This is a genomic window from Luteolibacter sp. LG18 (genome assembly GCF_036322585.1).
Lineage (GTDB): Bacteria > Verrucomicrobiota > Verrucomicrobiia > Verrucomicrobiales > Akkermansiaceae > Luteolibacter.
Genome location: NZ_AP024600.1, coordinates 527,785 through 551,765, shown reverse-complemented (window position 1 = coordinate 551,765; position 23,981 = coordinate 527,785). Strand labels below are relative to the sequence as shown.

General features: G+C 64.2%; 19 protein-coding genes. 18 read left to right on the top strand and 1 reads right to left on the bottom strand.

The window, feature by feature from the left end:
- The first annotated feature begins 137 nt into the window (after positions 1–137).
- Both llg_RS02225 and llg_RS02220 read left to right on the top strand, forming a co-directional pair.
- Complete coding sequence (locus llg_RS02225) at positions 138–3,599, top strand: hypothetical protein (RefSeq protein ID WP_338287898.1); 3,462 nt, start codon at positions 138–140, stop codon at positions 3,597–3,599.
- A gap of 61 nt (positions 3,600–3,660) precedes the next feature.
- On the top strand, positions 3,661–4,434 hold the full coding sequence (locus llg_RS02220) for a hypothetical protein (RefSeq protein ID WP_338287896.1): 774 nt from the start codon (positions 3,661–3,663) through the stop codon (positions 4,432–4,434).
- A 96-nt stretch (positions 4,435–4,530) separates the two neighbouring features.
- Here llg_RS02220 and llg_RS02215 read toward each other — a convergent pair whose 3' ends face one another.
- A complete protein-coding gene (locus llg_RS02215; protein WP_338287895.1) occupies positions 4,531–4,830 on the bottom strand; it encodes a hypothetical protein in 300 nt (99 codons plus the stop codon).
- A 126-nt stretch (positions 4,831–4,956) separates the two neighbouring features.
- Between llg_RS02215 and llg_RS02210 the strand changes: the two genes are divergently transcribed.
- The 16 genes from llg_RS02210 (at position 4,957) to llg_RS02135 (ending at position 23,954) form a co-directional block, all read left to right on the top strand.
- Positions 4,957–5,721, top strand: coding sequence for a glycoside hydrolase family 16 protein (locus tag llg_RS02210; RefSeq protein WP_338287894.1), 765 nt, complete (start codon positions 4,957–4,959; stop codon positions 5,719–5,721).
- Positions 5,722–5,998: 277 nt separating this feature from the next.
- Positions 5,999–6,451: a division/cell wall cluster transcriptional repressor MraZ gene (locus tag llg_RS02205; RefSeq protein WP_338287893.1), complete on the top strand. Its 453-nt coding sequence runs from the start codon at positions 5,999–6,001 to the stop codon at positions 6,449–6,451.
- 556 nt (positions 6,452–7,007) lie between these two features.
- Positions 7,008–7,967 carry a 16S rRNA (cytosine(1402)-N(4))-methyltransferase RsmH gene (gene rsmH, locus llg_RS02200; protein ID WP_338287892.1) on the top strand — a complete coding sequence of 320 codons (960 nt, stop codon included), beginning with the start codon at positions 7,008–7,010 and terminating at the stop codon, positions 7,965–7,967.
- Positions 7,964–8,302, top strand: coding sequence for a hypothetical protein (locus tag llg_RS02195; RefSeq protein ID WP_338287891.1), 339 nt, complete (start codon positions 7,964–7,966; stop codon positions 8,300–8,302). The genes rsmH and llg_RS02195 overlap by 4 nt, the downstream gene beginning before the upstream one ends.
- Position 8,303: 1 nt before the next feature.
- On the top strand, positions 8,304–10,241 hold the full coding sequence (locus llg_RS02190) for a penicillin-binding protein 2 (RefSeq protein WP_338287890.1): 1,938 nt from the start codon (positions 8,304–8,306) through the stop codon (positions 10,239–10,241).
- Complete coding sequence (locus llg_RS02185) at positions 10,238–11,734, top strand: UDP-N-acetylmuramoyl-L-alanyl-D-glutamate--2,6-diaminopimelate ligase (protein WP_338287889.1); 1,497 nt, start codon at positions 10,238–10,240, stop codon at positions 11,732–11,734. The genes llg_RS02190 and llg_RS02185 overlap by 4 nt, the downstream gene beginning before the upstream one ends.
- Positions 11,731–13,095: a UDP-N-acetylmuramoyl-tripeptide--D-alanyl-D-alanine ligase gene (murF, locus tag llg_RS02180; protein WP_338287888.1), complete on the top strand. Its 1,365-nt coding sequence runs from the start codon at positions 11,731–11,733 to the stop codon at positions 13,093–13,095. The genes llg_RS02185 and murF overlap by 4 nt, the downstream gene beginning before the upstream one ends.
- Positions 13,095–14,318 (top strand): phospho-N-acetylmuramoyl-pentapeptide-transferase, encoded by a 1,224-nt coding sequence (gene mraY, locus llg_RS02175; protein ID WP_338287887.1) that lies wholly within the window; start codon positions 13,095–13,097, stop codon positions 14,316–14,318. The genes murF and mraY overlap by 1 nt, the downstream gene beginning before the upstream one ends.
- Positions 14,315–15,625, top strand: coding sequence for a UDP-N-acetylmuramoyl-L-alanine--D-glutamate ligase (gene murD, locus llg_RS02170; RefSeq protein ID WP_338287886.1), 1,311 nt, complete (start codon positions 14,315–14,317; stop codon positions 15,623–15,625). Before mraY ends, murD begins: the two co-directional genes overlap by 4 nt.
- Before the next feature lie 5 nt (positions 15,626–15,630).
- The gene (locus llg_RS02165) at positions 15,631–16,524 is read left to right on the top strand and encodes a LysM peptidoglycan-binding domain-containing protein (RefSeq protein ID WP_338287885.1); all 894 of its coding nucleotides are present in this window, start codon (positions 15,631–15,633) and stop codon (positions 16,522–16,524) included.
- A 4-nt stretch (positions 16,525–16,528) separates the two neighbouring features.
- Positions 16,529–17,671 carry a putative peptidoglycan glycosyltransferase FtsW gene (locus llg_RS02160; protein ID WP_338287884.1) on the top strand — a complete coding sequence of 381 codons (1,143 nt, stop codon included), beginning with the start codon at positions 16,529–16,531 and terminating at the stop codon, positions 17,669–17,671.
- A 193-nt stretch (positions 17,672–17,864) separates the two neighbouring features.
- A complete protein-coding gene (locus llg_RS02155) occupies positions 17,865–19,523 on the top strand; it encodes an ATPase, T2SS/T4P/T4SS family (RefSeq protein ID WP_338287883.1) in 1,659 nt (552 codons plus the stop codon).
- 34 nt (positions 19,524–19,557) lie between these two features.
- Positions 19,558–21,231 carry an ATPase, T2SS/T4P/T4SS family gene (locus llg_RS02150; RefSeq protein ID WP_338287882.1) on the top strand — a complete coding sequence of 558 codons (1,674 nt, stop codon included), beginning with the start codon at positions 19,558–19,560 and terminating at the stop codon, positions 21,229–21,231.
- 115 nt (positions 21,232–21,346) lie between these two features.
- Entirely contained in the window at positions 21,347–22,639 is a 1,293-nt protein-coding gene (locus tag llg_RS02145; RefSeq protein WP_338287880.1) for a type II secretion system F family protein, read from the top strand.
- Positions 22,640–22,669: 30 nt separating this feature from the next.
- Entirely contained in the window at positions 22,670–23,185 is a 516-nt protein-coding gene (locus tag llg_RS02140) for a type II secretion system protein (RefSeq protein ID WP_338287879.1), read from the top strand.
- Positions 23,186–23,255: 70 nt separating this feature from the next.
- Entirely contained in the window at positions 23,256–23,954 is a 699-nt protein-coding gene (locus llg_RS02135) for a hypothetical protein (RefSeq protein ID WP_338287878.1), read from the top strand.
- The last annotated feature ends 27 nt before the right edge of the window (positions 23,955–23,981 follow it).

The window sequence follows — 23,981 nt, the reverse complement described above, 5'->3', positions numbered from 1 at the left end:
GCGAATAGGTTGGAGGTGCATTACCCTGTACTTGTTCATTGCGCTTTGATTTTCAGAAAATTGGTATGAGAACTCCGTCACAACCCAAACGGTCGGTTCGCAAACGCGGCTTCGCGCTTGTAATCACATTAACGGTCATGGTGTTGCTCGCGGGCCTCGCGTTGGGTCTGTTGAGCATGTCCGCGATCAGCCTGCGAAGTTCGACTCGCACGGAAGCCCGCCAACAAGCCCGTGCGAATGCGCGTTTGGCCCTCATGCTGGCGATCGGCGAACTTCAAAAAACGGCAGGTACCGACAAGGCGATCACCGCTCCGGCATCGATCGTCGCCGCGACCAATCCCAGTGGTGTGACCGGGGTCTGGAGTTCGTGGGACACCACCACCGTGTTGACTCCCACCTCGCGCACCCGCGCGGAGCGGGACAAGCGGTTCAAGGAGTGGCTGCTGTCTTCGCCGGATGGTCTTCCCGCCTCCGTGATGAAGGCTCCACCCCTCGTGAAGGCTGGCACCAACAATTCGGTTCAGTTGCTGGGAGACGGTTCCCTGGGACAGCGCCAGCAGTTGAAGAAGGACGACCAGCGGATTTCCGTGATGTCGACTCCGGTGAACATCGGAACGACGAAGGCCTCCTACGCATGGGCTGTCTTGGACGAAAGCGTCAAATCGAAGGTGAACAGCTTCTCGAAAGCCGGCACCTCCGTCGTGGCTGACAACATCCTGCGGGCCGGAGCCCCTCCCACCGACGGGATCGCGGCGATCGAGGGCCTCGACAAGATGACCTCGCCCACGGAAAGCGAGTCCGTGAAATGGGCGACGACGAAGAGCCTGCAATTGCTCACGACCGTTCCGAAGGAGGCGATGACTCCATTCAGCCCGGACCTCACGGTGTATTCGCGCTCGCTGTTCACCGACCCGGTCAACGGTGGCTTCAAGAAGGACCTCAGCCTGGCGTTCAGCCAGACCACCAACCCCTTCGGCACCACGCCGCTCTACAAGAGCTCCAATGTCACGAGCAACCAGTACTCCTCGGACCCTTACTGGTCGCTGCTCTACGGTTACCACAATCTCTACAAGAAGCTCACCAACGTCAAAACGGGGGCATCCGATCTCTCCGGGATGGGCGTGGCGGCGGACGTGCCGACCAGCTACAATTTGAAGGCGGCCGCCGGTGCTACGGCGGTCACGCCGGTGCTTCCACAGGATCCGGTTCTGGTGCCGACCCTCGTGCGCGCGGACATCATCTTCTCGCTGATCACCCGGGACATCCACGGCGGCGGTAAGGGCAGCGGTCGAGACAATGCTCGTGCAGCAGGCAACAAGCTCCTCCACATGCAGTATTTGCCAGTGGTGACGCTTCACAATCCTTACAATGTTCCCGTTTCGTTCGAGGGGTTGAAGGTTACGTTCAAAGATTTGCCGATAGGCATGAGATTTTGGGTCAATGGCAGTCCGGTGACCAAGAGTTTGGTCCCGTTTTGTCAGATGTTCACTTCCACCGAGAACTCCACGTCTGCCAGCAAAACCTTCAGTTTCACCCTGATGAAAACCGTCAGCGGCGGCGGATCGATGATGCTGGAGCCGGGTCAGACCAAAATCTTCGGCACTCCGCGGGTGCCTTCCTCTTGGACATGGAATGACGAGCAGGCAGGCGGCACCGCGGACGGCAACAACCTTTTCGATTGGCGGAATAAATTCACCCAGGATTTCAACATGGGGCCGAAGCTCATGGCCCCCCCGACCTCGGGCGCGGGATTCGACGTCGACTGGCTGGCACCCAAGGCGCAGCGCGATACTGCCAGTGAGGCAACCTTGGGAGCCCTGCGCCTTTGGAGCGAGGGGTTGATCGGAGTTGCCCCGTCCGACAGCCTCAGCGTCGAGTTCGGCCCCACGGCTCCGAACACTTCCACGAAGTCCTTCGCTGTCGACGTCTCGTTGGTGAAAGGGACCGGCAACCTGCAGTGTGGTGCGATGCTGCTCAAGTACGGGGACATTCCCCAGCTCACCAAGCTCGTCCAATCGGGCACCTCGCTGCGCTTCCCGTCTGCCCGCACCTTCCCGGAGACCTATCCGAAGCTGCCCGCGGACAAGCCCATCAAGGGTGCCGACCTCTATGAGGCGGGAACCACTGCGGTGAGCGCTTACGTCAACCCGAAGCCCTTCCTGATCTTCAGCATCGCGGCCAAGACCACGATGGAATCGTTCGTGCCGAGCCGCACCATCGCCGACAGCAGCCCGCTGGCGAACGTGGCCGACATCGATCTCAACGCCAACAAGGACCCGATCGGAGCCGTGCCGCTGGAGATCGTGATGATGCCGATCCGGAACGGCAATGCGGCGATCGAGGAAAACCGCACCAACGAGGAAGCCTACTTCTTCGGTGGCAACGGTGCCCGGAACGGGACTCCCCGTGCCACCTTCTACGAGATTCCGATCGCTCCGCTCCAGTCTCTGGCCCAGTTCCGCCACGCGAACCTGGCGGGCTCCGGCTTCATGCCCCGCGTCACCTACACGGTCGGTGAATCGAGAGCCCATCCTTCGATCGGCACCGCCGGCATCACCCGCGGCTGGACGGATGGCACCCCGATGATCGACCATACCTGGCTCGCCAACGAGGCGTTGTGGGATTCGTGCTTCCTCTCCACCATCGCCGACCAGATGGGCCCCATGTACTCGGGCAGCACCAAGACGGCCAAGACCCTGATGACTGACTTCTTCGCGGGCAAGGTCCGGCTGCCGAACCAGCGGGTCGGGCTCTTCAACCCGGGCTTGACCACCGTTCCGGTCAGCCTCAGCGCCGTGGATGGTTACCTGAAGGATGCCGCTTATCTGGCGCTGGATGGTGGCTTCAACGTGAACTCGACCTCGGTGGATGCTTGGGTGGCGGTGCTCGCCGGCCTCCGCAAGGCCTCGATGGAAACGAGTGCCGGAATGGATTCGGGCATGGATGCCACCTCGGTGATGCCGCGGGTGCGCCGTCCCTCGGAGAAGAACATCGACCGTGCCCCGCTGGGATCCCACCAGTTGAGCTGGCAGGGTTACCGCTCCTTGCGGGATGACGAGATCCGCTCGCTGGCCACCCAGATCGTGGCGGAGGTCCGCAAGCGCGGTCCGTTCCTTTCCCTCGCCGATTTCGTCAACCGCAACCCCGGTGCCGACGATACCGCGGTCAAGGGGGCCGTGCAGGCGGCGATCGACAAGACCACGATCAACGCCATGAACTCCAGTTCCGACGGCATCGAACTCACCACCAGCTCGGTCGGTCTGAACGGCTATGCTTCCGTGGAGGCCGGTATCGGCAACAGCGCCGCCGGCGGCCCGGGGCAGGTCAGCCAGGGCGACGTGCTCTCGGCGATCGGTTCCCGCATCACCGTGAGGTCGGACACCTTCCGGATCCGCTCCTACGGGGAAGTCCGGGACTCCACCGGCAAGGAGATCGTCAGCCGCGCGTGGTGCGAGGCGGTGGTGCAGCGCACCCCCGACTTCGTGGATTCCTCCGTGCCTTCCACGACGGCCTTCGCATCCTCGGGGCTCCTCAACCAGAAGTTCGGGCGCCGTTTCGAGGTCATCAGCTTCCGCTGGCTGTCACCTGATGAAGTCTGATCGGAAGTCGACAAGAAGCCATCCGGCAGCTCAATTCATTCAAACCCGCTTTATCAAGATCATGCCTTTCCGTGTACCGATGCCCCGGCTGTTGCTTGCCTGGGCCTGCGCCTTGTTTCCCTTCATCGCCGCCGCCCAGAACCCGGGCACCAACGTCTCCTTCCGTGTCCTTTGCTTCGACCACAACAAGGGTATGACCAAGGTGTATGTCCCGCTGGCGGGAGGCAAGGAGGGCAAAACCGAGGTGCCGCTGTATACCAACGATTTCTCGGACCTGATCGACACCACCTTTCCGGGAGACAAGGCCTTCTTCTTCACCGAGGAGGATGGCCCCGCTGGAAAACCGGTGCGGAGGGTGGTGGCGGAAGCCCCGCTGCTGAAGGTGGCCCGCCAGGCCATCGTCCTGTTGCCGGCCCCGGCCGGAGACCCGATGACGTACCGTGCCCTCTGCTTCGATGACAGCGGGGATTCGTTTCCGATGGGGGGCACCCGGGTGATCAACCTGTCGCCGTTTCCCATCCGCCTGAACCTCGCGGGCGCCGATCTTCCGCCGATCAAACCGGAGGGAGCCCAGCTCTATCCCCAGGTGAAAGCCGTGGACGAATGGAACATGTACAACGCCCGCGTGGACTTCTTCGTGAAGGAGGCGTGGGTGGCCGTGGCGAACCAATCGTGGAAGGCGGTCGACCGCAAACGGGACTGGGTGATCACCTCGATGGATCCGAACAGCCGCCAGCCGGTGATCCGCCTCTATCAGGACATTCCCCCGTGGAAGAAGCCCAACCTGACCGCTCCGTCTCCTGCCGCGGCTCCGACCGCGCCTTCCAAGCCGTGAGCGGCTACAAAGAGCTCTGACCGATTCTTCATTGCATAACCCAGAAACCACGCCGTCCCGGGAAACCGGGGCGGCATTTCGGTTTCCGGGCTTCGATCAGCCGAGCAGGGCGGTGGCGATCTGCTGCCACTCCGCGGCGAGGTCGGCGCGGTTGGCCGGGGCGGGTTTCCCGGCGCGGGCGTACCAGTAGGCGGCGTTGCCGAAGTCGCCTTCCTCGCGGTGCAGCCAGGCGTGGATCCACGCGCCCGCGCGTTCGTCGGAGAGGGTCTGGCACAGGTCGTGGGCCTCGTGCCATTTCCCGGCCTTGGCGAGCCACAGCGAGCGCGCGGTGTCGTCGATGCCTTCCGGCGGGCGGCTGTCGGTGGCGGCGGAGCGGGCGAGGTCGGCGGCGGTCATGCAGGCGTTTTCGGGGAAAGTGGGCCCGGAGGCAAGGGCTCCGTCGATGCGGATTGACGGCCCGCCCTCCGGTTGGAGAGCGTGTCAGACATGATCTCCCGAATTGGATTCGCCGCGGCTTGTTGGATGGGAACCCTCCACGCCGCCGAGCCCGCGGGCTGGAAGCTGGTGTGGTCCGATGAGTTCGAGGGCAACGAACTCGATTTCACCAAATGGTCCGTGGAGGAGAACGGCCACGGCGGTGGCAACGGCGAGCTCCAGTACTACGTGGATCGTAGCGAGAACGTGCGCTTGGAAAACGGCTGCCTGGTGCTGGAGGCGCGGAAGGAGCGTTTCGCGTCCGCGGGGGTGGAGAAGGACTACAGTTCCGGCCGCGTCCGCACCAAGCGCCACGCGAGCTGGACCTACGGGAAGTTCGAGGTCCGGGCGAAGCTGCCGACGGGGAAGGGGATCTGGCCCGCGATCTGGATGCTGCCGGAGAAGGAGGCCTACGGCGGCTGGGCGGCCAGCGGCGAGATCGACATCATGGAACTCGTCGGCCACGAGCCGGCGAAGGTCCACGGCACCCTCCATCACGGGGCCTCGTGGCCGAAGAACGTCCACACCGGAGAGCAGTTCAGCTTGGCCAAGGGCGCCTTCGCCGATGATTTCCACGTCTTCGCGCTGGAATGGGAAAAGGGCGTGTTCCGCTGGTACGTGGATGGCGCGCTCTATCAGACCCAGACGAAGTGGAGCAGCACTGGCGGCGCGTTTCCCGCGCCCTTCGACCAGCCGTTCCACCTGGTGCTGAATGTGGCCGTGGGCGGGGCGTGGCCGGGCCCGCCGGACTCGGCCACCGTGTTCCCGCAGCGGATGACGGTGGACTACGTGCGGGTGTACCAGCGCGATTGAGGCGCTCACGTACACCGGGGTCCACTTTTCCGGGTCGAGGTACACCAGAAGCCCAAAATGGGGTTCTTTTTGGGATTTTTAAGCCTTAAAATCGGCCTCAAGGGGCTTTTTTGAAATAAAAACCCCTTGAATCGAGTGTTTTAAAGATCAATTTTTACGATTCAATTCATTGATAATGAATGGATTAAAATTTTATTAAGAGAGGTCTAGTTTCTCGTTGACCCTTTCGGTGTTCTCTGGTGTACTTCGGGGCACTGAAGCGAACCTCTCCCCCGAGTTGAGCACCACCGGTCAGCGCTACTTTGGCTTCTCGCCATACAAGATGGACCCCAAGTTCCGGGTCTCCATTCAGCCCGGTTGGCGCCCAGCTCCTGGTGAGGTGCTTCGGCTGCTGTTTTCCAAAACGCACGGCATGCCGGTCATCAAGGTCCTGACGCAGGAGTCCTTTGACGAGCGGGTGGCGGTCGTGGAGGCCAGCGACCTGACTCCCGCCAAAAAGCGGGCGACGCTGGACAGCCTGTACATGCTTTGCCGCGAGGCATCGCTGAACGACCAGGGAAAGCTGCTCGTTCCAAAGGATTTGAGCGAGAAAGCCGGGATCGAGGCGGAAGCCGAAGTGGTCCTGGCCGGACGCGGAAAACATTTCGAGATCTGGAGCAAGGCGAACCACGACCGCGTGCTCGAGATCGAGATGAACCAGGACGACGAGGACGAACTCGGAGTCCTTTGATTTCACAGACACTCACCCACACCCAACGGCAGACATGCTGTTCACCCCACCAACTTCGGCACTTGGAGCGACGCACCCTGCGGCGACTCCGGTCTCCGACGCCCAGGCGCCGGGGTTGGGACTGATTTCCATGGCGGGATTGCGGAGCACGCTCGGGACAGCGGCTCCGGCATCCCTTGCACCGGTCGTCCGCTCCACTCCTGGCTGGTTGGCGGAGCGGGGACCGGAAATTTTCCTGGCTGGGCGGAGGAGGTTTCTCGGGACAGTACCTCTTTCGCCGTTCAAATGGGCCGTCCGCTCCGCTTCTGGCTGGTTGTCGGCGCGGGCGTCCCGGATTTTCCTGGCTGGGCGGGCAGAAGCACTCGGGACAGCGCTTCTTTCCGCCACTCAAATGCCGACTGTCGTTCCGGTTCCTGGCTGGTTTCCGGAACGGCGGTCGGACACTTTCCTGGCTGGGCGTGAGAGGGTTCTCGGGACAGCCCCTCTTTCGCTCCTCAACAAGGTCGTCCGTGCCGCTTCTGGCTGGTTGTCGGCGCGGGCGACCCCTTCTTTCCACATGGAAGCTCCGGAACAAGCCGCCGGTGGCGAGCTGCCGCACTACCACCTTTCGGTCCTGCCGGACGAGGTGAACGAGTGGATGGCAGCCGGCCCGGGCAAGTTCATCATCGATGGCACCCTCGGCGGTGGCGGCCACAGCGGCGCGCTGCTCGCCACGGGAGCCCGCGTGCTCGGGATCGACCGCGATCCGGAGGCGCTGGCCTACGCCCGCAAGCGGCTGGCGCAATACGGTGACCGGTTTTCCACCTGGGAAGGCAATTTCGCCGATTTTGAAGAGACCCCCGAGGTCCGAGGGGGGGAACAGGCCGATGGCCTGCTCTTGGACCTCGGGGTATCTTCGCATCAACTCGACGCCGCAGGGCGCGGGTTCTCTTTCATGCGGGAAGGCCCGCTCGACATGCGCATGGGGCCGTCCAGCCCGCGCACCGCGGCGGAGATCGTGAACACCTGGCCGGAGGCGGAGATTTCCAAGCTCCTCTTTGAATACGGCGAGGAGCCGAAGGCCCGCCGCATCGCCGCCGCCATCGTCGAGCACCGCGCCCGCCGCCCGTTCGACACCACCACCGCTCTCGCCACCTGCATCGAAAAGGCCATCGGCCGCCACGGCAAGACCCACCCCGCCACCCGCGCCTTCCAGGCGATCCGGATGGCGGTGAACGAGGAACTCGAATCCCTTGCCAAGGCGCTCGAAGCCTCCACCCGCGTGCTGAAGCCCGGCGGGCGGCTCCTGATCATCACTTTCCACAGCCTGGAGGACCGGATGGTGAAGCGCTTCCTGCGCTACCGCTCCACCGCTTGGCTGGACGAACCCGGCTGGCCCGATCCACGGCCGAATCCGGACTACCAATTCCGCCTCCTGGTGCGGAAAGCCGTGGCACCCACCACGAAGGAAATCTCCCAGAACCCTCGGGCCCGCAGTGCGAAACTGCGGGTCGCCGAGCTTCTAGCCCCAACATGAACCGCCGTCGCACAGATATCCCGCGCAGCCACTTCACCACCTACCTTTCGGTCATCGCCGGGGCGGTGGTCGCGGCGTTCGGTGGCGTGACGCATGCCTACTACATGAACCGGCAGGTCGAGGCCCGCCGGGAGGTGCACCGCATCGAGGTGGAGACGAAGGAGCACGAGCTCGAGATTCTCACCACGCAGATGCGGGTGGGTGAGCTGCTCAACCGCTACACGGTCCGCGAGGAACTCGCGCACCAGCATTCTTCCCTGAAGCCGATCGGGCGCGGGGTGGTGGAGGACGTGCGTCCCGCCCAGCCGCGTGCGGTGGTTTCCGCCGTTCCCTAGCATGCTCCGCACGTTCCAGAGCCGGTCATTGGTCGTCTGCGCGGTCCTCGTGACCGGGATGAGCGGCCTCTCGGCCCGCCTGATCCAGATCCAGCTCGTGGATCGGCAGCGGTACGCCCGGAGCTCGAACAGGACCTACCAGCGCTCGGAGAAACTGCCCGCGATGCGGGGCATGATCGTCGATTGCAACGAGGAGGTGCTGGCGAAGAGCCTGCCGATGTCCTCGGTGGTCGTGGACCTGATGCACCTCACCGATCCGAAGATCGCGGCTTACGGCCTGGCCTACGCCGAGGCCCACGCCCGCCCGGACTGGAGCGCGCTCGATGGCCGGGACCGGGACAAGGTGCTCAGCCAGATCCGCGGCAAGATCCTTTCCAGTGAAACGGAGGACGCGATCGTCGAGAAACACCTCGCCTACGCCATCGGCGTGCTGGCGCGCCCGCTCGGGATGCGCCGGGAGGAGCTGCGCGCCAAGATCGAGGAGAAGCGCTCGACCGGCGGCAAGGGGACTTTCCCGATCGCGAAGGACCTGCCCGGTGATCTCGCCGAGCCGCTGCGCGATGCCCTCGAGGACAGCGGCGTGCGCGGCATCAAGCTGGTGAACTCGCTGAAGCGCTGGTACACCTCGCCGACCCTCGCCACGCACGTCACCGGCTACACCGGCGAGAAAGAGGAGACCGACGAGGACGGGGATGTCCTGTACCGCACCGTTGGAAAAGCCGGCATCGAGGCCTCGATGGAGGAGTATCTCTGCGGCCGCGACGGCTGGCGCCAATACAAGAGCAACAACCGCGGGCTGCCGATGCCCGGCGATGCGGGCAGCCTGTGTCCGCCGAAGGCGGGGCTCAATGTCCAGCTCACGCTCGACATGGGCATCCAGACGATCGTGGAGGAGGAGCTGGACGCGGCGATGATCGAATATCAGTCGAAGCGCGCGGCCGTCGTCGTGATGGACCCGAAGACCGGTGGCATCCTCGCCATGGTCAGCCGCCCGAATTTCGACCTGAACCGCCGTGAGAACATCTCCACGAACGGGTTCAACTTCGCCATGCAGGCGGTCTACGAGCCCGGTTCGACCTTCAAGATCGTGGCCTCCGCAGCGGCCTTGAACGAGGGACTGGTCACCCCGCAGACCTCGATTTTCTGCCACAACGGCCTCTATCAGGAAGGCCCGATCAAGGTGCCGGACCACGGCAGCTACGGCATGCTGACGGTCGAGGGTATCCTCCAGAAATCCAGCAACATCGGTGCCTACAAGCTGGCCCGCCAGCTCGGCAACGACCGTTTCTACCGCTACGTGAACCAATTCGGCTTCGGCAAGAAGACCGGGGTGCTGCTCGCGGGCGAAAGCTCCGGCCGGGCGAAGAATTCCGGGAATCCGGTCGATTTCTCCCGTGCGTCCTACGGTTACGCCTTGAACGTCACGCCCTTGCAGGTGGCGACGGCCTACTGCGCGATCGCCAACGATGGCAGGCTGCTGAAGCCCCACATCGTCAAGGGGCTGATCGCCAACGACGGCAGCGTGGTCGAGCGTTTCGATCCGGAAACCGTCTCCCAGGTGCTGAAACCCGAGGTTGCCCGGAAAATGCGCGCCGCGCTTCAAAAAGTGGTTGATAAACAGGGCACCGCACCCCTCGCTGCCGTCCCGGGCCACCATGTCGCCGGCAAAACCGGCACGGCCAAAATGCACAATCCGAACGGGCGGGGGTACCTCGAGGGGCACTACACGGTGTCCTTCGCGGGCATGCTTCCCGCCGAGGATCCCAAGTTCGTGGCGGTGGTCGTGATCGACGATCCGCGTACGACCAAGGTGACCCTCTACGGCGGCACCATCGCCGCCCCGGTGTTTGGCAAAATGGCGGCCCGGATCGCCAACGCCATGAATTTGCAACCGACCGAACCCGTCGAAACCCCGTCTTCCCGGACTGCCAACCGATGATCCTCCGCGACCTTGCTGCCAAACTCACCCGCTCGACGGTCGCCGGATCCCTCGATCAGGAACTCACCTCCGTCACCGATGACTCCCGCCAGGCCGGGCCCGGAGTTCTCTTTGTCGCCGTCCGCGGGGAAGCCGCCGACGGGCATGACTACATCGACAAGGCGATCGAGGCCGGATCGACCGTGATCGTGGCGGAAACCGCCCAGCCGCGGAATTTCTCCACCGCCGTCACCTGGCTGCATGTGCCGGACAGCCGCTACGTGCTCGCGGTATTCGCCAGCGCCTTCAATGGCGACGCTTGGAAGGACATGGCCATCGCCGGGGTGACCGGCACCAATGGCAAGACCACCACCGCCTTCCTGGTTCATCACCTGATGAAGACCACTTGGCACCGAGCCGGTTTGCTCGGCACGGTGACCGTGGACGATGGCGAAAAGGCGGTGCCCGCCACCTCCACCACCCCGGGTTCGCTGGAGCTCCAGGGCCTGCTCGGCCGCATGCGGGACCACGGTTGCCGCGGTGTCTCGATGGAGGTGTCCTCGCACGGGATCGATCAGCAGCGGATCGCCTCGCTCGGCTTCGACGCCGCGATTTTCACGAATCTCACGCAGGACCATCTCGACTACCACGGCACGATGGAGCGCTACTTCGAGGCGAAGAAGTCGTGGTTCGACAAGCTGGCGGACAATCCGCTCGGCAAGAAGCCGGTGGCCGTGATCAACGTCGACGACGCCCACGGTTTGGAGATCGCCGAGTCGCTGGAAGGCAAGCTGCCGGTCTACCGCTTCGGTTTCGGCGTCCACACCGATTTCCGCGCGAACAACCTGAAGCAGAGCGCTCGCGGTATGGAGTTCGAGCTCACCGCGAAGGGTAAATCGTTCCTGGTCCGCGCGCCGCTCATCGGCCGCTTCAACGTTTACAACCTCCTTGGCGCGATCGCCGCGGCCAGCGCCTGTGGCATCCGCCCGCGCGAATCCGTCGCCGCCATCGCCGAGGCCCCTCAGGTCCCGGGCCGCATGGAAAACATTGGCCAGGCGGGTGGCGCCACCGTGTTCGTGGATTACGCGCACACGCCGGACGCCCTCGAAAACGCCTGCCGCACCTTGCGCGAGCTGAACCCGCGCCGCCTGATCACCGTCTTCGGCTGCGGGGGTGATCGCGACCGCACCAAGCGCCCGCTGATGGGGGCCGCCGCCGCCCAGAACAGCGACATCTGCATCATCACCTCGGACAATCCGCGCAGCGAGGATCCGATGGCGATCATTCAGGAAATCGAAAAAGGCATTGGCAGCGCGAATTACAAGGTCATCGCCGACCGCGAGGAGGCCATCTCCTCGGTGGTGAAGGCCGCCCGTGCGGGGGACATCGTCCTCATCGCCGGCAAGGGCCACGAGACCTACCAGCAGTTCGCCGACCGGACCATCGACTTCGACGACCGCAAACACGCTTGGAAGGCGCTGCGCGAACGCAGCGAAACCGAGGAACGCCCGTGAGAACCATCACCGTCCACGAACTCGCGGAAATCCTCGGCACCACGGTCGCCGCGGGATCCGGGGAGGCGCGTGTGTCCGCCGGGGTTTCCACGGACACCCGGACGCTGCCCGCGGGCTCGGCGTTCTTCGCCCTGCGCGGCGAGAATTTCGACGGCCACCGCTTCACCGAGGTGGCGCTGAATTCCGGTGCCACCGCGCTGGTGGTGGTCGGCTGGGAAGGCGAAGCCCCGGAGAACGCGGGTGTGGTGGTCGTGCCGGACACGCTGGCCGCCCTGCAGCGCCTGGCGTTCTGGTGGCGCGGCCAGCTCGATATCCCGGTGATCGGCATCACCGGTTCGAACGGCAAGACCAGCACCAAGGACTTCATGGCCTCGGTGCTGTCCCGCCGGTTCAAGGTCAGCGCGACCAAGGGCAACCTCAACAACCACATCGGCGTGCCGCTGACCGTGCTGGGCACGGACGAGGACACGGGCGCGGCGGTGTGGGAAATGGGCATGAACCACAGCGGCGAGATCGCGCCGCTGTGCGAGATCGCGCGTCCGAAGTTCGGCATCATCACCAATGTCGGCACCGCCCACATCGAGTATCTCGGCTCCCGCGAGGGCATCGCGGAAGAGAAGGGGATGCTCGCGCGCGCGCTGCCGTCCGATGGCACGCTGTTTCTGCCCGCGGGCTGCGATTTCTACGAATACTTCCGCCAGCGCACGAAGGCGCACGTGGTGCCGGTCGGCAATGGCCGCGGCCTGGTGCGCGCGGAGAACTTGGAAATCGGCGACGGATTCTCGCGGTTCACGCTGGTGATCGAGGGCGAGGCTCCAGCCGATGTCCTGCTGCCGGTGGCGGGCCGCCACATGGTCACGAACGCCCTGCTTGCCGCAGGTGCCGCCTGGAAGCTGGGCCTTTCTCCGGAGGAAATCGCCGCCGGTCTTTCCGCCACCGTCCTCACCGGCGGTCGCCTGCGCCGCATCGAGTGGAACGGCATCACCCTTTTCGACGACACCTACAACGCGAACCCGGAATCCATGGCCGCCGCCTTGGAAACCCTGGCCGATGTGCCGGTGGCCGCCGGTTCCCGCCGCATCGCCGTGCTGGGCCGGATGGCCGAGCAGGGCGAGCACGCCCCCGCCGCCCACCGCCGCACTGGTGAGCTCGCCGCCCGCCGCGGCATCACCGTGGTCGCCGTGGGCGATGGAGCCGAGGAAATCGCCGGGGCCGCCGAGAACGGCCGCCATTTCCCCGATGTCGAATCCGCCGCCGGCTGGCTCTCGTCCGGTTGCCATGCCGGGGACGTCGTCCTCTTCAAGGGCAGCCGCTCCGCCGCCATCGAGCGTGTCATGAACTCCGCCTTTCCCCGTCCCTGATGCTCACCGCGATCTACGATTTCTGGAAAGCCGCCTATGAGGCGGAAATCCTCGCCAACCCGCGCCATCCCGAGGGATGGGCCCACACCTACTCGTTTTTCAACCTCCTCGGCTACATCACCTTCCGTGCCGCGGTGGCTTGCTTGCTGTCCTTCATCCTCAGCCTGCTGATCGGGCCGCGGGTGATCCGCAAGCTGATCTCGTTGAAGGTCGGTCAGCCGATCCGCACCGCCGCCGAGGTCCACAAGCTCGCGGAGCTGCATGGTGGCAAGATCGGCACGCCCACCATGGGCGGCGTCCTGATTCTCGGCGTGGTGTTGGTTTCGACGCTGGTCTGCGCGCGCGTGTTCAATCCCTTCGTGGCGGTCTGCGCCTGCACCATGGGGGCCTGTGGCCTGTTGGGCTTCTGTGATGACTTCAAGAAGGTGAAGGAAAAGAAGTCGGACGGCGTCAGCGCCCGCACCAAGCTGTTCTGGCAACTGGTGATCGCGGTGGTGGCAGCCTGCTTCATTTACTACAAGAAGGAGATCTCCGGCTTCGGTGCCACCGAGGCCGAGCGCGCGCTGGGCGTCGCCGGGTTCCGGCTCGGCAAGGAGCCGATCGGCATCGGCGCGATTTGCTTCCCACTGTGGAAAGCCCCGCTGATCAATCTCGGCTGGCTGGCGATCCCGTTCTTCGTAGCGATCATCATCGGCACCTCGAACGCGGTGAACCTCACCGATGGCCTCGATGGCTTGGCCACCGGTTGCACGATCACCACCGCGCTCGCCTACTCGCTGCTGGCCTACTTGGCCGGGCATTTTTACATGGCCACCGATTACCTGGTGATCCCGCACAACCGCTACGTCGGTGAACTGGCGGTGTTCCTGATGGCCTTGGTGGGCGCGGGCTTCGGGTTCCTGTGGTTCAATTGCCATCCGGCGAAGGTCTTCATGGGCGACACCGGTTCGCTCGGCATCGGCGGCGCGCTCGCCACGGCGGCAATCTGCACCAAGCAGGAACTGCTGCTCGTCATCATCGGCGGCGTGTTCGTGATGGAGGCGCTTTCGGTGATCCTGCAGGTCGGCAGCTTCAAGCTGCGGAAGAAGCGCATCTTCAAGATGTCGCCCATCCACCACCACTTCGAGTTGCTCGGCTGGCACGAGAACCAGGTGATCATCCGGTTCTGGCTGCTCTCCATCATGCTCGCCCTCTTCGGTCTCGCCCTTTTGAAAATCGCATGACGCTTTCTGGTAAACATGTCGCCGTCCTTGGCGCCGGCCACAGCGGCCGGGCCGCCGCCGCGCTCGCCCTGCGCGAAGGGGCGGCCGTGACCGTGTATGACGCGGCGGGAGCGGAAGTCTTCAAGGGCATGCCGGAAGGCGCGGGTGTCGTGCCGCACGCCACCGCGGGCATCGGCAGCACCGTGACCTCGGACCTGCTGGTCGTGAGCCCGGGGATCGACACCTACGGTCCCTACGTCGCCGCGTTCTCCGAACAGGCGGGCGAGGTGATCGGGGAAACCGAGTTTGCCGCGCGCTATTTCACCGGCCGGATCGTCGGCATCACCGGCACCAATGGCAAGACCACCACCACCGAGCTGGTGGCCCGCATCTTGGCGGGCGCGGGTCTCGGTGGCACACCCTGCGGCAACTACGGCGTGCCGCTGGCCGAGGTGGTCCTGCAGAAGGAACAGCCCGCGGCGGTTTCGCTGGAGCTCAGCTCGTTCCAGTTGGAAACCATCCGCACCCTGCATCCGGTGGTGGCCATCTGGCTGAATTTCGCGCCGGACCACATGGACCGCTATCCGACGGTGGAGGCCTACTACGCCGCCAAGCTGCGGATTTTCGAAAACCAGACCACCGCCGACACCGCGGTGGTCCGGGCCGGGGAGACCTTGCCCGCGCTGGTGGCCCGCACCGAGCGCTTTTCCACCGAGGACGAGTCCGCTGATTGGTTCTCGGACGGTCTCGTCGTCCGCCACCGCGGCGAGGTGGTGCTGGATCTCCAGCACGACACCAGCCTGCGCGGCCTCCACAACGCGGAGAACGCCATGGCCGCGCTCGCCGCTGGCCACGCGCTGGGGATTCCCTTCGCCACCATGCGGGAGTCCCTGCATGGCTACGCGCCGCCGCCGCACCGCTGCGAGCTGATCCGCACGCTTGATGGCGTGGAGTACCTCAACGATTCCAAGGCCACCAACCTGCACGCGCTGGAAAGCGCGCTGCGCTCCCAGACCCGCCCGGTGGTGCTGATCGCCGGCGGCAAGGAGAAGGGGCTCGATTACGCCCCGGTGGTGCCGCTGCTGAAACGCAAGGGCCTCGCCGCCGTCACCTTCGGCCAGATCGCCGTGCCGCTGGGCAAGGTGCTGGCGGACGCCGTGCCGGTCGAAACCGTTTTCACGCTCGAAGAAGCCGTCCACACCGCCCGCCGCCTGGCGCCGCGGGGTTCGACGGTCCTGTTGTCCCCGGGGACGTCGTCGTTCGACCAGTTCTCCGGTTATGAAAACCGCGGAAATGTCTTCCGCGACATCGTCCATCAACTGCGCTGAACCCGATGAAACATCACCCGACCCTTCCCACCAAACGGGAGCCCGTCAAAAAGGGCATCATCAAGCGTCTCCACGCCGTCACGAAGAACCGCAAGCAGCGTGTGGCCGCCACCGCGATGGCGGGTGACTTCGATACCGAATTGCCAGGTCGCAAGATCGGCATGGCCCTCGCCGTGATCGTGGGCGTGCACGTGGTGGCCGCGGGTCTGGTGTTTTTCCACCACTGGCGCCTGGAAGGTCGCGGCGGTGATTCCGCGTCCGGGAAATCCGCCCCGCTCGCGCTCGCGTCCCAGGCGAACGCCACGCTGCCGACCGTTTCCAAGTCCGACGAGCTGCACCCGGTGCGGAGCGGCGAGACCTATGCGGCGATCGCGGCCCAGCACAAGGTCGACGAAAGTGCCCTCCGCGAGGCGAACCTGAATACCCCGCTCAGCGCGGGCCGGATTCTGAAGATCCCGCCGAAGACCATCGCCCCGGCCGAATCGCCGGAGCTGGCGGCGCTCCGTCTGGGCAACCAGCCGGACATGCGCGGCAACGAGGTCGAGGTGCCGAAGGCCACCGTCGTGCCGGACGCCGTGGTCGTGAAATCGAAGCGGTCGACCGCGGATTTCACCGCCACCACCCGTGCGTCCGAAAAGCCGGTCAAGTCCACCGCCTCGGAGAAGGAAGCCACCTCCACCAAGGTGGTCTCGGTCACCAAGGAGAAAACCAAGGAGAAGGAAAAGGAGGCCTCGACCCCGAAGGCTGCCTCGGGCCGCAGCTACGTGGTGCAGAACGGTGACACCCTCTACCGCATCGCCGGCCGCTACAAGATCGGCCCGGACCAGCTCATGAAGGCGAACGGCATCAGCGATGCCCGCAAGCTGATGCCCGGCATGACCCTTTCGATTCCCAACTGACCCGGTGATCCGCTACGCCGCCATCGTCCTGTGCATCGCCGTGGCCCTCCTGGTGTGCCTCGGGCTGGTGATGCTGGCGAGCACGAGCGCCTGGGTGCTGGAGGGGGGGGAGCCCTACTCCTTCGTCAAGAAACAGGCCCTGATGGTGGTCGTGGGTGCGGTGCTCGCCATTTTCGCCGCCCGGGTGCCGGATGCCCCGCTGCGGAAGCTGTGGCCGTGGGCGTTGGCGGCGGTCTGCGTGCTGCTGGTGATGTGCCTGATCCCCGGGGTGGGGATCGAAATCTACGGATCGAAACGCTGGGTGAAGATGCCGGTGATGGGGGCGTTCCAGCCCTCCGAGCTGGCCCGTGTGGTGGGCGTGATCGCGCTGGCGGGCTGGTTTGCCCGCTGGCAGACGGAGACCCGCACCTTCTGGCGCGGGTTCATCCTGCCCGGGATGATCATCGGCCTGCCGATCGGTCTGATCGCGATCGAAACGGACGTCGGCTCCGCTCTTTCGATGTCCATGGCCTGCGCCACGGTGTTTTTCTGCGCCGGCACCCGCCTCCGCTATCTGATCCCGATCGCCATCCTCGGGATGACCGCGGCCTACACCTACGTCCGCCACGATCCGGTCCGCTGGTCGCGCATCGAGTCGTGGCTCGATCCCGAGAACCATCAGAAGGACAACGGGATGCAACAATGGCGGGCGCTCATCGCCTTCGGCAATGGCGGACCGACCGGCGTGGGCCTGGGCAACGGCAACGAGAAGTTCGGAAACCTGACTTTCGCCCACATCGACTTCATTTTCCCGGAAATCGGCGAGGAACTGGGGCTCCCGGCCACCCTCGGGGTGGTGCTCTGCTACGTGATGATCGCCGTCTGCGGGATCGGGATCGCGGCGCAGGCGAAAACGGTCTTCGCCCGGCTGGCGGCCATCGGTCTGACCTGCATGATCGTCGTTCCGGCCATGCAGAACATTGCCGTGACCACCGGTTGCCTGCCGAACGACGGCCTGCCGCTGCCGTTCATTTCGTACGGGGGATCGAGCATCGTTTTCGCCCTCGCGGCGGTGGGGATGCTGGTGGGAATCCACCGCCGGGGCATCCAAGAGGATGCGGGCGGGCTGGTATTGGATCGTCAACGCGGCCACGACCTCCGCCTCTGATAGAGGGCCAGGGAAGTGCCTCCGAGGCGCGCCGGGCCTTGTAATGACGGGGTTGTTACGGGAATCCGCGTATGCGGAAAATCGCGCCGTGGTTGGTTGACAACACCGGGCGGGGTTGACCAATCTGCGACAAGCAGCAGCCCGTGAAACGATTCGCGGGAAGGCTTTTTCCATCCCTGGATCTCAAAAACCCGTGTTTTCCAACGAAGAATATCTCGCCCAATTGCTGATCGAATCCGGCATGGTGAGCGATGAGGATGTGGCGAATGCCCGCCTCGCGCTTTCAGGCCGCGAAACCCTCATCGAGAAGCTGTTGAGCCAAGGCACCCTGACCCAGGAGACGGTCGCGCAGGTGCTGGCATCCAATGCCGGGCTCCCTTACGTGGACCTGGAATCGTTCTCCTTCGAGCCGACGATCACCGAATCGATGCCCGAGGACGTGGCCCGCCGTTACAACGTGATTCCGGTCCAGGATGACGGCTACTACCTGACCCTGGCGGTGGCCGATCCCCTCAATTTCGAGGTGATGGACAGCTTGCCACACGTGTTGGGACGCGAACTTAACTTTGTCTGCGGCACGCCGCACGCGATCACCAACTGCCTGCGCCAGTTCTATGGCGTGGACACTTCCTCCGCGACCAGTGACCTGGCCACGCCGGACGACGAGGTGAACAGCGCGGATGCCCCGATCATCAAGCTGGTTTACCAGATCCTCACCGAGGCCATGCGCCTCAAGGTGTCCGACATCCACATCGAGCCGATGGAGACTTCGGTGCGCATCCGCTACCGCATGGACGGCAAGCTGGTGGAGGTGGACAACCATCCCAAGAAGCTTCTGCCCGCCATCATCGCCCGTCTGAAGGTGATGAGCGGCACCATGAGCATCGCGGAAAAGCGCCTGCCGCAGGACGGCCGCATCCAGATCAAGGCGGGCGACAAGGAGGTCGACCTCCGCGTTTCCTCGGTGCCCTCGAACCATGGCGAATCGATCGTCATGCGTATTCTCGACAAGTCCGCCCTCGTGCTCGGCCTGCCGCAGCTCGGGTTCTTCTCGGACGACCAGGCGACCTTCGAGAAACTCATCGGCCTGCCGGACGGCATCATCCTGGTGACCGGCCCGACCGGTTCCGGCAAGACCACCACGCTCTACGGCTGCCTGAACGTCATCAACAAGCCGGACAAGAAGATCATCACCGTGGAGGACCCGGTCGAATACGAGCTCGCCGGTATCAACCAGGTGATGGTGAAGGCGGACATCGGCATGACCTTCGCCGCTGCCCTCCGCGCCATGCTCCGCCAGGCGCCGAACATCGTCATGATCGGGGAAATTCGTGACGCCGAGACCGCGAACATCGCGATCAACGCGTCCCTCACCGGTCACTTGGTGTTCTCCACCCTCCACACCAACGACGCCCCCGGCGCGGTGGCCCGTCTCGCCGACATCGGCGTGAAGCGCTTCCTTATTGCCTCCGCGGTCCGCGCGGTGATGGCCCAGCGCCTCGTCCGCAAGCTCTGCCCGAACTGCAAAACTCCCACCGATCTCACGGAAAAGGAGCTGCGCGCGCTCAACCTCGATGCCTCCCGCACCGCTGCTGCCACCATCTTTGGACCGGTGGGCTGCGACAAGTGCCGTGGCGGCGGTCACAAGGGCCGCATGGGCATCTTCGAAATCTTCCAGATCGATGACGAGGCCCGTCATATGATCAACGCTGAACTGACCACCATGCAGCTTCGCCGCCGCGCGCGGGAACTCGGCATGCGAACCCTCCGCGAAGACGGCATCCGCAAGGTGCTCGCGGGTCTGACCTCCGCCCAGGAGGTGATCCACGCCACCATGGCCGACTTCGATTGATCAACCCAACTCGCAACCGACTTTCCCTCGTCCCATGGACAATTCCCAGCTTATCGAACTTTTCCAATCGCGCGGTCTCATTGATCGCTCGCTCGCCCAGGACATCCTCGCTGAAATCGACACCAGCGGCAAGGAGCCGGCCGAGATCCTCGCCGACTACCAGGTCATCAACCACCGCGACGATGTCTGGCCGGTGATCGCCTCCGAACTCGGGGCAGAAATGGTGGACCTCCGCAACTGGACGCCGCCCGCCGAGTTGCTGGCGCTGATGCCAGCCGGCACGGCCCGCCTCCATGGCGCGCTGCCGGTCCATTTCGACCAGAATGGCCTCCACGTCGCCCTCGTCGATCCTCTCAACCCGCAGACCGTCGAGGACCTGCGCTTCACCCTCGGTCGTGAGATCCTGCTGGTGATCGCGCCGGACTACCTCGTCGAAGAGAAACTCAACGAGTGCTACGGCGGTGAAGGCAAGGCGATGGACGATCTGCTCGCCCAGCTCAAGCTTGGCGGCGAAGGCGGCATGAGCCAGGCCGACCTCGAGGCCGAGGCGAACTCCGCTCCGATCATCCGCTATGTGGACTTGGTGCTCTACCAGGCCATCAAGGAGAAGGCCTCGGACATCCACTTCGAGCCCTTCGAGAAGGACTTCAAGATCCGCTACCGCGTGGACGGCGCGCTCTACGAAATGGCGCCGCCGCCCCAGCACCTCGCCGTGCCGATCCTTTCGCGCGTGAAGGTGATGTCGAACATGAACATCGCCGAGCGCCGCGTGCCGCAGGACGGCCGCATCGTGAAGCAGGTGGGGGACAAGCAGGTCGACATGCGCGTGTCCTCGCTGCCGACCCAGCACGGTGAATCGATCGTGCTCCGAATCCTCGACCGTTCCTCGGTGAACCTCTCGCTCGAGAACCTTGGTCTTCCGCCACACATCTACGACTACATCGGCGAGACCATCGAGAAGCCGAACGGCATCTTCATCGTCACCGGTCCGACCGGTGCCGGCAAGACCACCACGCTTTACGCCGCGCTGCGCCGCATCAACACCATCGACCACAAGCTCCTCACCGCCGAGGACCCGGTCGAATACGACATGGACGGCATCGTCCAGATCCCGGTCAACGAGGCGATCGGCCTGACCTTCCCGCGCATCCTCCGCGCCTTCCTGCGCCAGGACCCGGACCGCATCATGGTGGGGGAAATGCGAGACCTCGATACCGCCCAGATCGCCATCCAGGCGTCCCTGACCGGTCACTTGGTGCTTTCCACCCTGCACACCAACGACGCCGCCGGTGCCATGACCCGTCTCGTGGACATGGGTTGCGAGCCGTTCTTGGTCGCCGCCTCGCTCGAAGGGGTGCTCGCCCAGCGTCTCGTCCGCACCATCTGCAAGGAGTGCAAGGCCCCGTATGAACCCAGCGAGGCGATTCTTTCCCAGCTCGGCGTCTCCCCGCACGAGCTTGGCGACAAGGAGTTCTTCACCGGGCGTGGTTGCCCCGTCTGCGGCCAGACCGGTTACAAGGGCCGCCGCGGTCTTTACGAGCTTCTCGACGTCACCGAGCCGATCCGCGAGCTCATCACCGAACGCAAACCCAGCGTGGTGATCAAGCAGAAGGCTGTCGAACTGGGCATGAACACGTTGCGCGAGGACGGCCTGCGCAACATCTACACCGGCGCGACGACCATCGAAGAAGTGCTGAAATACACCTGATATACACCGATCCACGGATTCAAGGCTGGCGGCATTTTCGAGTCGCCAGCCCCCCGTTTCGGTTCCATAGACTAAGACCTTTCCTATTTCCGTTTTCTAAAAATCCCACCGTTCCATGGCCAACTTCCAATACAAAGCCCTTGATGCCAAAGGCGAAGAAACCATCGGCGTGATCCAGGCGTCGAACGATGCCGAAGCCATCTCCATCCTGCGCGGGCAGGGTCTGTACCCCACCCAGGTGGTGGAAGAAGGCAAGGGCAAGATCGCCCAGACCAAGGGCAAGGCCGCCCCGAAAGCCAAGGGCAAGGCCACTCCCAAAGCCGCCAAGGGCAAGGTCGGTGGCCGCATCAAGCCGAAGGTGCTGATGATTTTCACCCGCCAGCTCGCGACCCTGATCGACGCGGGTCTGCCGCTGCTGCGCGGCCTCACCGTGCTGGCGAAGCAGGAGCCGAATCCGGTCCTGAAGGCCACGGTCAACGCGCTGGCGGATTCGGTGCAGGGTGGTTCCACCTTCTCCGAGTCGCTCGCCCAGCACCCGAAGATCTTCAACAAGCTCTACGTGAACATGGTGAAGGCCGGTGAGCTCGGCGGTGTGCTGGAAATCGTTCTCCAGCGTCTGGCCGAGTACCAGGAAAAGGCCCACAAGCTGAAGAACAAGATCGTCTCGGCCATGGTGTACCCGGTGATCGTCATGTTCATCGCGGTGGCGATCCTTGTCTTCCTGATGTTGTTCATCGTGCCGAAGTTCAAGGAGATGTTCGCGGAAGTCGGCGACGCCGAGCTGCCGACCATCTCGAAGGTCGTCTTCGGTTTCTCCGAGTTCATGCTGGCGCGTCCGTTCCTGCTGCCGAACGCCGTCTTCATCTTCCTCGTCTTCGGTGCCATCGCCGTGGGCTTCAACATGTGGGGCCGCACCAAGAACGGCCGCAACATCATCGATAACCTCAAGCTCAAGGCGCCGATCTTCGGTGACATCCAGCGCAAGAGCGCCATCGCCCGCTTCTCCCGCACCCTCGGCACCCTGGTGACCTCCGGTGTGCCGATCCTCCAGGCCCTCAACATCACCCGTGACACGGCCGGCAACGTCGTCGTGTCCCAGGCGATCGAGAAGGTTTACGAGGCGGTGAAGGAAGGTGAATCGATCGTGACCCCGCTCTCCGCCTCCAGCGTCTTCCCGGCGATGGTGATCTCGATGGTGGACGTCGGTGAAGAAACCGGTCAGCTCCCCGAGATGCTCCTGAAGGTGGCGGAAGTGTATGACGACGAAGTCGACAACGCCGTGACCGCCCTGACCTCGATTCTCGAGCCGATCATGATCGTGATTCTCGCGCTGGTTGTGGGTGCGGTTGTATTTGCATTGTTCCTACCGCTGATCAAGATTATCTCCACCATGGGCCAGCAGTCCTGAGACGGCGCCCGCGGTAAAACCTGAATCAGTATGAAATATTCCAAACCCGCAGGACGCAGGGGCTTCACCCTCGTCGAAATGCTGGCCGTGATTTCGATCATCGTCATCCTGGCGGCACTCGTCGTCGGTGGCATGAAGTTCGCGAAGGACAAGCAGGACCGTGAGAAAGCCCGTATCCAGGTCGCCCTGCTCTCCAAGGCGATCGAGGAATACAAGGCGGACAACGGCAGCTTCCCGGCCTCGACCAACGCCAGCGGCGAAGGCGAGACGAAGAATCTGCGCCAGCTCCTCTACCTCGACGGCAAGAACGACGAGAAGAAGAAGATCTACCTCCCCGAGCTGGAGGAGTCCTCCCGCCAGAACTGGATCACCGGCACGGGTGACTCCGCCACCATCACCGACCCGTATGGCAATGAGTACCGTTTCCGTTCCGGCAAGGCGGCCCTGAACCCGGACTTCGATGTCTGGTCGATGGGCAAGGATGGCAAGACCAAGGAGGATGACCTGAAGGCGAAGGACAGCTTGGACGACATCCGCAACAACTGAGTTTCCGCCCTGCGGAACCACCGTTTCCACTCGACGCCCGCCGTTCCGGCGGGCTTCTTGTTTCCAGTCCATGAGCGAAGAGCCTTTGTCCTCCGATTCCGCTTCCGAAGCGCCGAAGAAATCCCGCCGGGTTTCCACTCCCCGTCCCCGCAAGACCGCCAAGAAGGCGGCTGCCAAGGGCGCATCCGAACAGGCGGAAAGCGCCCCGGAGGCTCCCGCCGTGGTGGAGGCTCCGCGTTCCGAGCCTGCTCCGGCACCGGTCGAAGCGCCATTGGTGAAGGTGGAGCACACGCCGATTCCGCGGGATCCGCGGCTCGATGATATTTCCGCGCACGAGCGCCCGGCCGCCCACTCCGGTTGGCCGGAGCCCGAGACGATCCAAGGTGGCACCGAGGGTTCGTCGTCCGGCAAGCGCAAGCGCCGCCGCAAGAAGAAGGGCGGCCAAGGCGGCCAGCCACCCCAGCAAGGCGGTCACCCGCCGATTGAAGGCCAGCAGCCGCGTCCGCAGCAGGCGGCTCCGGCCGAGGGGCAGGCCCGTCCGCAGGCCCAGCAGCCGCAACAAGGCCAGCAGCAGCCCCAGCACCAGCAGGGACCGCGGATTCAGGTCGATCCGGACGACCTGGCCAAGAAGGCTTGGCGGATCTTCCTCAATGAGGTGGGTGAAGAAGGGCTCGCTCTGATCGGAGATCAGGATGCCCGCGAGATCAGCCGCCGTAGCTTCAAGCTGGCGGAGATCTTCCTGGAAGAGCAGGGCCGCCGCTGCCGCTAAGGCTCGGATGGGTTTGGGTGAAAGGCG